Raw genomic sequence first — 12,670 nt, 5'->3', positions numbered from 1 at the left:
CGCCGCCTCAGCTCGCGTCGAAGCTTCCCGGACTGGGGGCCTTCAACGTGAGCTTGCGCAATGCGGCGCTCGCAACGGCGAGTTCGTCGGCCTCGCGCAGCGAGCTCTCGGCGTCGCCGACACCTTCCGCCTTCTGGACCTGGGCCAGCCGCCGCAGGATCGACTCCTTCTCCTGCAGCGCCCGCAGGCCGGTCCACAGCGCAACGTCGGTCACCTGCTCCTGCGTGGCGGCCAGGCTGCGCACGCTGAAGGCATGGCCGGTGTGGCAGCGGTAGCGTACCGGGCGCTTGTCGTCCAGCTCGAACAGCACGCCCCCGCAGTCCGGGCAGCTGAACATCGACGGCTTGCCGATCGCCTTCAGGTTTTCCACGGCGCGCTCCCCCAACGCCACGGCGTTTTCGCGGCGCAGGGTGGCCGGTGCCTCGGTGGCCGGCAGGTCGCCGGTGCGCGGCTGCGCCAGGTCGAACAGGAGCCGGCCCATGCCGCGCAGCGGAACCACGTGGTCCACCTGCACTGCGGCCATCGCGCTCTGCGGCATGCTGGGCTCATGCGCTTCGGCCGGGTCCTGCACCACGGCAATGCCGCCGCAGTCCTTGATGGCGCGCAGTCCGGCGCTGCCGTCGTCGAGCATGCCCGTGAGAACCACGCCGACGGCACGCGGGCCGTAGGCCAGCGCAGCGGAGCGAAACAGCGGATCGATGGCGGGGCGGGCATGGTGTTCCTTGGGTCCGCGGGTCAGGCGGACCACGCCGCCTTCCAGCAGCATGTGATGGTCCGAGGGCGCGACGCAGATCGTCCCCGGCGCGGGCTCGTCGCCCTCCTTCGCCTCGACGGCGCGGTTGGGTCCTCGGCTGCTCAGCAGCGAAGCCAGCTGGCTGCGGTGGGCACCGATGTGCTGCACGAAGAAGATCGGCGCGGGAAAGCCGGCCGGCAAGGCCGCGACGAGATCGAGCATGGCATAGACGCCTCCGGAGGAAGCGCCGATGAAGATGGCTTGTTGATGGGGATCGGAGTTGGGCATTCCTGACAAGAAGAAGTACGGCGAATAGGGGTCTCCTCCTTGCAGGGCAATCGGCGTGCCCGGCGCGCCGGGCGGGGCCATCAGCTCCCCGGCCCGGACAATCCGTCGCGCGCCCGCAGCAGGCGCTGCACGTCGGCTGCCGCCACGGGCTTGACCAGGTGCTCGTCGAAGCCCGCCTCCAGCGCAGCAAGCCGGTCTTCGGGCTGGCCCCACCCGGTGGCGGCGACAAGGAGCATGCCGCGTCCCCAGGGCTGCGCGCGGATGCGGCGTGCCACCTCGTGGCCATCGAGCCCCGGCATGCCGATGTCCAGCACCGCCGCATCGGGCCTGAAGTGCTCGGCCACGCGAAGCGCATCGACGCCGTTGTCGGCCGTCTTCACGCTGAAGCCCGAGATCGACAGCATGCGGGCCATGCCCCAGAGGGCGTCCGTGTTGTCGTCCGCCAGCAGCACGCGCTGCGGACTTTCCTCGCCGGGGGCGGAAGCGGGCAGGTCCCTGTCCGGACCCTGCGCGGCCCCGGCTTCGGCCAGTCGCGTTTCGGCTTGCGGGATGCGCACCGTGAACCGGCTCCCGAGCCCCAGCCCCCTGCTCTCGCCCGAGACGGTGCCGCCGTGCATCTCGACGATGTTGCGCACCAGCGCCAGCCCGATGCCGAGCCCACCGGCGGAGCGCTCGTGCCCATGCACGCTCTGGGTGAACATCTCGAACATGGTGTCGACCGTGTCGGGGTCCATGCCGATGCCGTTGTCGGTCACGGAGAACACGGCGTCGTCGCCCTCGGTGTGCAGCGCGAGCCGGATCTCGCCCTTGTCGGGCGTGTACTTGGCCGCATTGGAGAGCAGGTTGGAGATCACCTGCGTGAGGCGCATGGGATCGGCATCGAGCACGATCTCGGCGTCGGCGATCTCCGCTTCGAGCCTGTGGCGGCCCAGTTCCATCAGCGGTCCGGTCGCCTCCAGCGCCGCATCGACGATGGCCTGGGCCGTGACGCGCTCGCGCCGCAGCACCAGCCGGCCCCGGCGCAGGCTGGACACGTCGAGCAGGTCGCCCAGCAGCACCTTCATGGCCGCCGCCTGGCGCCGGACCACGCGCGCCGCACGCCCCTGCTCCGGCGTGGGCAGCTGCTCGGGCGCCAGCAGTTCCGCGGCGCCGCTGATCGAGGCGAGCGGATTGCGCAGCTCGTGCGACAGCACGGCCAGGAAGCGGTCCTTGGCCGCATCCGCGGCTTCGAGCGCCTGGCGCGCGGCCTCGTTGGCGCGCAGCGCATCGAGCAGTTCGCTGCGGCTTTGCTCCACTTCCTGCTGCGCCGCGCGCTGCTCGCTCTGGTCGCGCAGCACCTTGACCATGCCGATCACCGCGCCTTCGCCGTTGTGCATGGGCATGAGGGCGCCGCTGGCCCAGAAGCGCGAGCCGTCCTTGCGCTGGTGCAGCCGGTCGTCGGCGGCCCTGCCGGCGCTGAGCGCGTTGCGCGCCTCCTCGGCCGGCGCGCCCGCCGCGCGGTCTTCCTCGGTGAAGATGATGTCGGCCGAGCGGCCGAGGATCTCCGATTCGGTGTAGCCCAGGAGCCGCTCGGCGCCGGTGTTCCAGCTCTTCACGCAGCGCTCCATGTCGACCGAGAAGATCGCATAGTCGACCGCGTTCTCCAGCATCAGCCGGAACCGCTCTTCGCTCGCGCGCAGCGCTTCCTCGGCCCCCTTGCGTTCACTGATGTCGCTGCACACGATCAGCGCCGAGTCGGGCTTGCCGCTCGCGTCGGTGAGCACCGTCACGCTGTAGTGCAGCCAGATGAAGGAGCCGTCCTTGCGCACGTTGCGGCTTTCGCTCTCGAAGGGTTCGCCATGCCGCTCGAGCCGCCCGAACAATGCCGAGATCGCCGCGTGGTCCGCCGCATGCACCAGTTCGATGGCGCGCAGGCCGACGAGCTCGTGCTCGCCATAGCCCATGAGATCGTGGTAGCAGGTGTTGGCAAAGGTGATCTCGCCGTCGAGCCGCGTCTGGGCCACGCCCACGGACGCCTGGTTGACGATGGCGCTGAAGCGCTCCTGCGACTGCCGCAGCGACTCCTGCGCGTCCTTGCGCTCGGTGATGTCCACGAAGGTGAGCACCACGCCGGCGATGCGGTCCTCGATGGTGCGGTAGGGCCGCACGCGCGCAAGGTACCAGTTGCCCGCGCTGTCGCCCACCTCGCGCTCGGTGGGCTGCAGCGTCTCCAGCACGCGGCGCGCGTCGTCTGCCAGCTGCGGATAGTCCAGCGGCGTGGTCAGGTCCGAGAGCGGGCGGCCGACGTCGGTGGCGATCAGCTTGAAGATGGCGACCGCGCTCGGCGTGAAGCGGGTCACGTGGAAATCGCGGTCCAGGAACACGGTGGCGATGGCCGTCGCGTCCATCAGGTTCAGCATGTCGCTGTTGGCCTGGCCGAGATCGTCCACCTTGCTCTTGAGCTCGTGGTTGACGGTGGTGAGCTCCTCGTTGATGGACTGCAGCTCCTCGCGGCTGGTCTCGAGCTCTTCGGTTGCCGAATGGAGCTCTTCGTTCATGGCGTGCAGCTCTTCGTTGCTCGCCTTGAGCTCCTCGGTCGAGGTCTCGTACTGCTCCACGGTCTCGCGCAGCTGCGACTTGAGGCGCCGCACCTCGCGCTCCAGGTGCTCGGCGATCGGCTCCGCGTCCACGCGCGGCACCACGATGCTGCTGCGGCCGCTGGCCGTTTCGCCCTTGCGCAGCAGCACCATGAAGCCGCCGAACTCTTCCACCGGCATGACGTGCAGCGACACCTCCACCTCGGCGGTCGGGCCCAGCCGCACCCAGACGGGCGCCACGTCCACGGGCTCGCGCCTTTCGTTCACGTGATAGAGCGCGGTCTGCAGCTCGGCCTTCAGGTCGGGCACGATGGCGCGCAACACGTTGCGCGACGGCTCGCCGCCGCTGAAGTGCAGGAACGGCGTTGCCGCGGGGGAGATGTGCAGCATCTCGTGGTCCGCGTCCAGCAGGATGGACGGCGGCGCCAGGCGGTCGAGCAGCCGCAGGTGCAGCTCGGCCCAGCTCATGGCGCGGCCGTCGGCCATCGGCGGTGCCGTGCGGCGCTGCAACTGCGCGAAGGCCGCGCCGGGAATCACCGGCGGCGGGCGCTTGAGTTCCAGCGCCAGCGCGGTGCTGCTGCGGCCCTCGGGGATCGGCAACGCGGCCTTGGGCGCATGGCGCTGGGCGTAGATGCGGTGCTTCTTGTCGATCACCGAGAACAGCGGGCTTTCCTCGTCCACCGCTTCGGAGGCGCCGAGGAAAAGCCGCCCGCCGGGCAGCAGCGAGAAATGCAGCGTGTCGAAGACGCGGGCCTGCGCGTCCCGGTTGAGGTAGATGAGCAGGTTGCGGCAGGTGGCCAGGTCGATGCGCGAGAACGGCGAGTCCTTCAGCACGTCGTGCACGGCAAAGAGCACCATCTCGCGCAGTTCGCGGCGCACGCGGTAGCCGCGCTGCTCGCGCACGAAGAAGCGCCGCAGGCGTTCCTCGGAAACGTCCGCCTCGGCCACCGTGGGGTAGACGCCTTCGCGCGCGGCCTGCACCGCGTCTTCGTCCAGGTCGGTGGCAAAGATCTGGATCGACGGCGGGCTTTCGAGCGTGCGGGCATGCTCGGCGAGCAGCATCGCAATCGAATAGGCCTCTTCGCCGGTGGCGCAGGCCACCACCCAGACGCGCACGGTGTCGGCCGCCGTCTTGTTGCGGAACAGCTCGTGCACCATGCCTTCGAGGGCGGCAAAGCATTCGTTGTCCCGGAAGAAGTTGGTCACGCTGATCAGCATGTCCTGCAGCAGCGCGCCGGCCTCGCCGGGCCGCGTGCGCAGGCAGTCGAGATAGGCCGTGAGGTTGCTCACGCCGTTCACCTGCATGCGGCGGCCGATGCGGCGCAGCACGGTGGCGCGCTTGTAGTTGGCGAAATCGCGTCCGCTGCGGCTTTGCACGAAGGCCAGCACTTCGCGGAACGCCGCTTCGTCGAGGTCGGCGGCGGGCGGCGCGTCGTCCTTGCCGTCGCCCGGCACCTGCTCGGGGGGCAGCCTGAGCTGCCGCTCGATGCGGTAGTAGGCATGGATGCGCGCGCCGATTTCACGCGCGGGCAGGACCCAGTCGATCATCCCCGTGGCGATGGCCGACTGCGCCATGGCACCGTGCTGGGCCTCCTGCGGTTCCTGCGCGATCGTCAGGCCGCCGCGCTCCTTGATGCGCTTGACGCCGATGGTGCCGTCGCCGTCGGGGCCGGAAAGCACCACCGCGATGGCGTGGGGCCCGTGCGTATCGGCCAGCGTGCGAAAGAAGTAGTCGACCGCCACGTGCCGGCCCGGTCCCGGCGGCAGCGCCGCCAGCTCGATGTGCTCCCCGCGCGTGCGCAGCGACTTGCCGGGCGCAATGGCATACACGGTGTTCGGCTGGATGCGCTCCCTGCCGGCCACCTGCACCACCCGCATGGGCGTGGACCGCCGCAGCACCTCGGCCAGCGCGTTCTCGTTCGCGGCCGGCGCGGAGAGCACGACCACGAACGCCATGCCGGTGTCGGCAGGCGTGGCCTCGAAGAAGGCGCCCACGGCATCGATGCCGCCCGCGGAGCCGCCCAGGCCCACGACCGGCAGCATGCGGTAGCCGCGCGACGGCACGGCATCGTCGAGCTGGTCGGCGAGTTCTTCCTCGGCGCGGTCGGGATTCATGTCATTCAATGCGCTCTCCTTGTTGCAGTGGCAAACGGCGTACCGGCCTTCGGCGCCGCCGCCGGTCGGCACGCAGTTTGCCGGACCGCCAGTGCCTTGCGCGAGACCTTCGCCGAGCGGAAACCCTCACGCACCGGAGACACGCAAATGAACGAACTCAGCAGCTATTTCGTCCGCCATCCCCAGGAAAACCCGGCGAACTATCTGGGCACGGATTTCGATCCCGCCGGCGCCGCCGCCTATCGGCTGCGCCTTCGCGTCTGGAAGGAGCGCCGCCGGGCCGGAATACCGGCGGCCGGTCCTTCTTCACGCGGCCGCCGGCTTGCGCCGGCCCGCCCACAGTCGCCTTCCTCTCATTGCTGGTACTCCTTCAGCCGGTTGTAGAGCGTCTTCATGCTGATGCCCAGCAGCGCCGCCGTGCGCTCCTTGTGCCGCCCGCAGCGCTCGTAGGTGGCCAGGATGACACGGCGTTCCACTTCCGCGAGCTGGGTGCCGACCTCGACCACGATCTGGTTCTCCCCCGCGCCCGACAGCGCGGCCGCGGCAGCGCCATTGCGATGCCCATCGGGCGGCATCGGCGCCAGCGCCGGGCCTTGCGCCGCCTCGGGTTCGGGCCGGAGGCCGGCGCCGGGCCCCGGGTCTTCGACCGGCGGAAGCCATTCCTCGTCGATCTGGTCGCCGGACGCCATGACCCAGGCGCGCTGCACCACGTTGCGCAATTCACGCACGTTGCCCGGCCAGCGGTGCGACGCGAGCCGCGCCAGCGCACCGGGCGTGAAGCGCTTGCTGCCGCCTTCCTGGCGCCCGAGGTCCTGCAGGAAGCTCGCGGCGATGAGCGCGATGTCGTCGCCGCGCTCGCGCAGGGGCGGCAGCGCAATGGGAAAGACGTTGAGGCGGTACAGCAGGTCTTCCCGCATCTTGCCGCGCGCCACCGCCTCGGCGGCGTCGCGGTTGGTGGCGGCGATGATGCGCACGTCGGTCTGCTGCACCTGGGTGGAACCGACCCGCATGAAGGTGCCGCTCTCCAGCACGCGCAGCAGCTTGACCTGCAGCTCGAGCGGCATTTCGGTCACCTCGTCCAGGAACAGCGTGCCGCCGTGCGCGCGCTCGAAGAAGCCCTGGTGCTGGCGCTCGGCGCCCGTGAAGCTGCCGCGCTCGTGGCCGAAGATCTCGCTTTCGACCAGGTGCGGCGACAGCGCGCCGCAGTTGACGGCAAGAAAGGGCTGCTCGCGCCGCCGGCTCAGGTCGTGCACGGCGCGGGCCACCAGTTCCTTGCCGGTGCCGCTCTCGCCATGGATGAACACGGTCACGGCCGTGCCGGCCACCCGGGAAATCTGCCGGTAGACGCGCTGCATGGGCTGCGAGCGGCCGATGAGATGGCCGAAGCGCCCGGTCTCGCGCCAGAGCTCCTGCACCTCGTCGAGCTCGGCACGCAATTGCGAGGGCGCGATCAGGCGCTTGAGCAGCCCCTTGAGGTGCTGCGGATTGATCGGCTTCACCAGATAGTCGGCGGCGCCCAGGCGCAAGGCCTTGATCGAGGTCTCCAGGCTCGCCTGGCCCGTCATCAGCACCAGCATGGTGTCGTTGGCGATGTCCGGGTCGTGCAGCAGGTCGAAACCGTTCCCGTCGGGCAGGTGCAGGTCGAGCAGCAACAAGTCGGGCCGCTGCATGGCGATGAGCTTTCGCGCGGCGCCAATGCTGTGCGCACACATGACCGTGTGCCCTTCGCGCGCGACCAGCGCGGCGATCATCTTCGCCGAGTCTTCGTCGTCTTCAACTATGAGTGCGTGACCCACCTTCGTTCCTGGCGTGATGCCTGTGTTGCGCAGCCAGCTGCTTCGCTGCGACCCTGTCAAAACCTGCGCCGGACCGGTGCTCCGACCCGTCTCGCTCCAGTCGGGATGCTGCGCCTGGAACGCGCGCTCAGCGGACGGCTCAATCGTTCAAGTCCTGTGCGAAATCGTGCACTTGCTCTGTCAGCGAGGTCATACGCGCGACCTGCCTTTCGAGCACCTGCATGGCTTCGCATCGCGTGGCGCTGTCCTCCGCGGTGCGCAACAGCTCCAGCGCCACGGCCATGGCGCCGATGGGGCTGCGCAGGTCGTGCTCGAGGCGTTTCGCGCGAAGCGCATGCCGCGCCTGCCGCTCCTGGTGAAGCGCGAGCATCCGGGCCGATTCGGCGGCACGCGCTTTTTGCCGCCACGCGAGGCCGAACCCCACGAGTGTGGCAGTGCACAGCCCGACCAGCGCGGCCGTGCCCGCCGCACCCTCCCTGGCATCTCCCGACGTTTTTTTCATGTGCGAAGTTTGTGACAAATATGCCTTCGTTGTCTGCCCGGGGATAACCGCAAGATTTACCGCAAGGCTTCCACGACCGGCGAGGCGGCCGCGAATTAAGTTAGAACTTTGGTACTCTTTATTGGCTTTTCGCCGGAGGATGTGGCTTGGCACGACCGTTGCGCAGCATTCCGGCCACCGGGGATCGGAGGCGCTACGGAGAACCATGAACACGTCGATCGTCTTGCAAGCCCGCCAGGTGCAGGCTCCCGTCTTTTCGCCCCGGCTGCAGCAGGCCGTGCGGCTGCTCCAGATGTCCTCGCAGGAGTACGCCCAGGCGCTGCGCGATGCGGCCGAACTGAACCCCTTCCTCGAGATCGATGCGCCGCCGCAGGAAGGCGCCACGGAAGCCGCGCCCTCCGAGAACGAAGCCGCCGCTGAACATTTCGAGGCCGCCGCCGCCTTCGACCGCATCACCGCGGCGCCCGCCTCGGGCGAGCGGCACCTGTCGCACGACGAAAGCGTCGACCTGATGCAGCGCGTGCCCTTGCCCGATTCGCTGCGTGCCCATCTGCACGGACAGCTCGGCGTGCTGCGACTTTCGGCGCGCGAGCTGGCCTTTGCGCGGGCCGTGGTCGAGGCGCTCGATGACGACGGCTACCTGCGCATCTCGCTTGCGGACATCGGCGCGGCGCTGGGCGAAACCGGCGGGGAGGCCGAACGCGAACTTCGCACGGCGCTGCGGCGCGTGCAGGCGCTCGAGCCCGCGGGCGTCGCGGCGCGCGACGTGGCCGAGTGCCTCTGCCTGCAGCTCGATGCCCACGCCGACCGCGCGGACGGCAGGATCCGCCAGCTCGCGCGCCGGATCCTCGAGGAACACATCGGCTGGCTCGCGGCGCGCGAGACCGGCAAGCTCGCGAAGGCGCTGGCAGCGACCGCGCGGGATGTCCAATCCGCCATCGACTGCATCCGCCGCCTGGACCCGCATCCGGGCTGGCAGTTCGGCGAGACCGCCGCGCGCATCGTGATACCCGACGTGACCGTGAAGAAAGTGCGCGGCACCTGGAAGACCTCGCTCAACACCAGTGCCCTGCCGCGCGTGAAGCTGAACACGGCCTATGCGCAAATGTTCGAGAAGCACGGCACGAGCCAATGCCCCGCCATGAAGGAATGCCTGGAGCAGGCGCGCTGGATGGTCGGCGGCGTGTCGCAGCGCGCCTCCACCATCCTGGACGTGGCGCGCGCCATCGTCGCGCGGCAGAAGATGTTCCTGGAGCACGGCCCGCTCGCCATGAAGCCGCTCGGCCTGCGCGAGATCGCGGAGGAAGTGGGCGTGCATCCGTCGACGGTGTCGCGCACCGTGCACAACAAGTACATGGCGACGCCGGCCGGCGTGTTCGAACTTCAGCACTTCTTCTCGCGCGGGCTGAACCATGCGGCGGGCGGTGCCAGCGCGCCGGTGGCGCTGCAAGGCCTCATCCGCGAACTCATCGCGGTGGAAAAACCCGTGGCCCCGCTGAGCGATGCGGCGCTGGCGCGCCAGCTGGCGCAACAGGGCTTCCGCATTGCGCGCCGCACGGTCACCAAGTACCGCCAGAGCATGAACATCGACCCCTTCGAACGCCGCCGTGCCCAAGGCACGGACGCGGGAACGCCGGCATGGCCCGCATGACGCCGCGCATCTCTGCGCCGAACGAACAACAAGGAATCCCCATGTCCATCGAATTCCTGCGCGCGCTCGCCAAGTGCCGCGCGCCCCTCACCTTGACCGATCCGCAGGAGATCAACAACCTGCTGGTGCTGCGCGCGGCCGGCCTCGTGGTGGCCCTGACGCTCCGGCCCGAAGCCGGCGGGCGCGAGGTGGCCCGGTTTCTCACGCTCACGCCCGACGGCCACAGCCTGCTCGACCTGTCGCGCGAGAACCCGCCCCGCCAGTTCGGCGAAGCCGGCGCGCCGGGAAAGCTGTTCCGCAACGAAGCCTCCGCACCGCAGGAGCACGCCCGATGAATGCGCAGCGCCGCATCTTCGTGTACCGGGGCTGGCGCTTCGCCTACAGCGCCACCCCCATGGGCACGGGCGTGTACCGCCCCGTGGTCGTCTGCCTCGGCCAGGGAGCGGACGAACAGGAAACCATGCTGCCCGACGACACCGACGAGATCGGCTACGCCACCGAAGCCGAGGCGCTGCGCCATGCGCAGCAGCAGGCGATGCGCTGGGTGCACGACCGCACGGGAGACGGCCAGGGGCAGTTCTGAACGCGCGCGGTGAATGCCGCACTCAACGGCGCGCGCCTGTCAGCGCCGTGGCGCTGCGCGTCATGCAGGCAGCGCGGCCTTCCGCGGTGATGGCGGTGACGATGGCGCGTGCGATACGCCGCTCGCCCGTGCGCAGGATGACCGTGGGCTCCGTCATGGCCTGGAGCAGCGAAGCGCTGCGCAGCGCGAGGATCTTGTGAATGTCGTCGGGTTCGGAGCACACGACGGGCATCTGCCGGCGGGACAGGAATTCGAGCAGTTCATAGCACTCGCTGGCATGGCTCATGCGCGATGGCGATCTTTTCATGAGAGGACACCCAAGGCGTTGTGAAGAGAAAGGAGGACGCCGCGGAAGCGGCAAGCGGCATGCCTGCGCGGCCGCGGGCACGCGCGTTGCCACACGAGGGGCGGACACCCCGCCCTTTTGGGCGGGCCCGAAAACACCATCCCTCAAGGAGCACATCGACATGACCATTCAAAGCACGGCCGTGCGGCTCGGCGTTGCCGCGATCGCCGCCTGCGCCTTCACGGCCACCACCCTTCCCGCCGCGGCGCAGAGCGCCGGCACGCGCAGCTCGGCGAACGCGAAGGCCGACCAGGCGGGCAAGTCCTCGAAAGCCGACGAGCGCATGATGAAAGACATTGCGCAAGCCAACATCGCGGAGATCGAGACCGGAAAGCTGGCGCAGGAAAAGGCCTCGAACGGCGAGGTGAAGAAGTTCGCCCAGACCATGGTGGACGACCACACCAAGGCGCTGACCGAACTGCAGGACATCGCGTCGAAGAAAGGCGTGCAGCTCCCGACCGAGACCGACACGAAGCACAAGGCGTCGGCCACCGCACTGAAGGCCCTGAACGGCGACAGCTTCGACAAGCGCTACATGTCGACCGTGGGTGTTTCCGACCACAAGAAGACGCACGAGATGCTGCAGAAGGTGGAGCGCAGTGCGAACGACCCGGACCTCAAGGCCTACGCCGCGAAGACGCTGCCAGTGGTGCACGGGCACCTGACCACCGCACAGCAGATTGCCGGCGCCAAGGCGAAATGACGGGTGCCTAGCGGGTTTCGCCGGGCGGGCGCTCGATGCGGTCGAGCACGCGCTCCGGCGAGACGTTCTTGCTGAGCTCGTCGAGCTCGGGATCGTGTGCGGCGGGAATGTCCATGCGCTTGGCGATCTCGGCCACCAGCGTGACGATCTTCGTGATCTCGTGCTCGCCCAGGAGGCTGATCTGCAGATCCAGGTCGGCGCGCTGGTCCGCCAGCGCGGCCATGCGGTTCTGGCTGATCATCACGAAGGTCGAGATGAAGATGGCCTCGACCGAGGCGACCATGGCGAGCACCACGAAGGTCGGGTCGAAGGCGCGCACCATGGGCACCCACCCCAGGTTGATCACGATCCATCCGCCGTAGATCAAGAGGTGCAGGTAGACGAACTTCATGCTGCCCGCAAAGTGGGTAATGGCATCGGCGATCCTGTCCTGCAGCCCGGTCGATATGCGCTGCTGCTCGCGCCGGCGCACCAGCGCGGCGATGTTGCGGTCGATCACGCCCGCGACGGGCTGCTCCTCGCCGTGGCCGGGCCGCGCGGGGTCAGCCGCTGCCACGGATCGCTCCGGTGGCGGACTCGAACTGCGAGGCGTAGATGCGGCGGGCATCCTGTGCCTTGGCATCGGGCACGCACAGGTAGATTTCATGGCCCGGACGCGCCTCGATGCGCAGGCCGCTGGAGCGCAGCATGGCTTCCACACCGGCATGGTTGGGCGCCCACCAGTTGGTCGGGTCGTTGGCCAGCCGGTGCTCGATGAAGGCCATGCGCGGCCAGCCGCTCTCCAGCAGCGGCGTGCGGTCTTCGATGCTGCAGTCCGCGGTCTCGGTATAGACCGAATCGCCGGGCATGGTGAGCGTCTGGAACATCATCATGCGGCGCGTGCGCGCGGCCAGCAGGTCGAGCGCCAGCAGCGGATAGCGCAGGTGATAGAAGACGCCCATGAACCAGACCAGGTCGAAGCTTTCGTCGGAGTGCGCGAGGTCGTACACCTGCATTTCGCGAAACTCGACCTGCGACGCCATGCCGAGCTGGCCCGCGGCCCACCGCGCCTGCGCGAGGTAATGCGCATCGACGTCGATGCCCACGACCGAGGCACCGCGCCGCGCCAGCTCGAAGCTGTAGAAGCCGGCGTTGCAGCCGACGTCGAGCACGCGCCATCCGCGCAGGTCATCGGGAACGAAGGGCTTGATCTCCTGCCACTTGAAGTTGGGAAAGTCGCCGCCGAGAAAATGCCTGGGCAGCGTCTGCACGCCGCCCGGCAGGTGCAGGTTGTGGAACCAGGGGCCGAGCGCGTCGATCTCCCGGCGGATGGCATCGGCACCACCGGCAGTGGTTGGGGCTGCAGGTCGGCGATCGTGCATGCGTGGGCCTCCTTTG

12 protein-coding genes are annotated in these 12,670 nt (G+C 69.1%); 5 read left to right on the top strand and 7 right to left on the bottom strand.

The features are described 5' to 3' along the window. Positions 1–7 precede the first annotated feature (7 nt). Together ABID97_RS11970 and ABID97_RS11965 are read right to left on the bottom strand one after the other, a co-directional pair. Positions 8–1,021, bottom strand: coding sequence for a chemotaxis protein CheB (locus ABID97_RS11970; protein ID WP_354398691.1), 1,014 nt, complete (start codon positions 1,019–1,021; stop codon positions 8–10). An 80-nt stretch (positions 1,022–1,101) separates the two neighbouring features. Further along, the gene (locus ABID97_RS11965; RefSeq protein ID WP_354401742.1) at positions 1,102–5,712 is read right to left on the bottom strand and encodes a PAS domain S-box protein; all 4,611 of its coding nucleotides are present in this window, start codon (positions 5,710–5,712) and stop codon (positions 1,102–1,104) included. Positions 5,713–5,859: 147 nt separating this feature from the next. Here ABID97_RS11965 and ABID97_RS11960 point away from each other — a divergent pair, with 147 nt between their 5' ends. Then, positions 5,860–6,096, top strand: coding sequence for a hypothetical protein (locus ABID97_RS11960; protein ID WP_354398690.1), 237 nt, complete (start codon positions 5,860–5,862; stop codon positions 6,094–6,096). Here ABID97_RS11960 and ABID97_RS11955 read toward each other — a convergent pair. Both ABID97_RS11955 and ABID97_RS11950 read right to left on the bottom strand, forming a co-directional pair. Further along, complete coding sequence (locus ABID97_RS11955; RefSeq protein WP_354398689.1) at positions 6,066–7,508, bottom strand: sigma-54-dependent transcriptional regulator; 1,443 nt, start codon at positions 7,506–7,508, stop codon at positions 6,066–6,068. The two genes, ABID97_RS11960 and ABID97_RS11955, sit on opposite strands and share 31 nt — an antisense overlap. A 139-nt stretch (positions 7,509–7,647) precedes the next feature. After that, positions 7,648–8,010, bottom strand: a complete 363-nt coding sequence (locus ABID97_RS11950) for a histidine kinase dimerization/phospho-acceptor domain-containing protein (protein WP_354398688.1) — start codon at positions 8,008–8,010, stop codon at positions 7,648–7,650. 205 nt (positions 8,011–8,215) lie between these two features. Between ABID97_RS11950 and rpoN the strand changes: the two genes are divergently transcribed. Genes rpoN through ABID97_RS11935 form a run of 3 tightly spaced genes read left to right on the top strand, consistent with a single transcriptional unit; the run spans position 8,216 to position 10,244 of the window. Next, the gene (gene rpoN / locus ABID97_RS11945; protein WP_354398687.1) at positions 8,216–9,661 is read left to right on the top strand and encodes an RNA polymerase factor sigma-54; all 1,446 of its coding nucleotides are present in this window, start codon (positions 8,216–8,218) and stop codon (positions 9,659–9,661) included. Between the two features lie 41 nt (positions 9,662–9,702). Further along, positions 9,703–9,996 (top strand): hypothetical protein, encoded by a 294-nt coding sequence (locus tag ABID97_RS11940; protein WP_354398686.1) that lies wholly within the window; start codon positions 9,703–9,705, stop codon positions 9,994–9,996. Continuing rightward, positions 9,993–10,244, top strand: coding sequence for a hypothetical protein (locus tag ABID97_RS11935; RefSeq protein WP_354398685.1), 252 nt, complete (start codon positions 9,993–9,995; stop codon positions 10,242–10,244). Before ABID97_RS11940 ends, ABID97_RS11935 begins: the two co-directional genes overlap by 4 nt. A gap of 22 nt (positions 10,245–10,266) precedes the next feature. On the opposite strand, the gene ABID97_RS11930 is transcribed toward ABID97_RS11935, so the two are convergent. Then, positions 10,267–10,551: a hypothetical protein gene (locus ABID97_RS11930; RefSeq protein ID WP_354398684.1), complete on the bottom strand. Its 285-nt coding sequence runs from the start codon at positions 10,549–10,551 to the stop codon at positions 10,267–10,269. A 160-nt stretch (positions 10,552–10,711) separates the two neighbouring features. Between ABID97_RS11930 and ABID97_RS11925 the strand changes: the two genes are divergently transcribed. Further along, on the top strand, positions 10,712–11,293 hold the full coding sequence (locus tag ABID97_RS11925; RefSeq protein WP_354398683.1) for a DUF4142 domain-containing protein: 582 nt from the start codon (positions 10,712–10,714) through the stop codon (positions 11,291–11,293). A gap of 7 nt (positions 11,294–11,300) precedes the next feature. On the opposite strand, the gene ABID97_RS11920 is transcribed toward ABID97_RS11925, so the two are convergent. Continuing rightward, the gene (locus ABID97_RS11920) at positions 11,301–11,849 is read right to left on the bottom strand and encodes a DUF1003 domain-containing protein (RefSeq protein ID WP_354398682.1); all 549 of its coding nucleotides are present in this window, start codon (positions 11,847–11,849) and stop codon (positions 11,301–11,303) included. Continuing rightward, positions 11,836–12,654, bottom strand: a complete 819-nt coding sequence (locus ABID97_RS11915) for a TIGR04290 family methyltransferase (RefSeq protein WP_354398681.1) — start codon at positions 12,652–12,654, stop codon at positions 11,836–11,838. The genes ABID97_RS11920 and ABID97_RS11915 overlap by 14 nt, the downstream gene beginning before the upstream one ends. Positions 12,655–12,670 lie beyond the last annotated feature (16 nt).

It is taken from the genome of Variovorax sp. OAS795 (assembly GCF_040546685.1).
GTDB lineage: Bacteria > Pseudomonadota > Gammaproteobacteria > Burkholderiales > Burkholderiaceae_C > Variovorax.
This window is presented reverse-complemented; position numbering and strand designations above follow the sequence as displayed.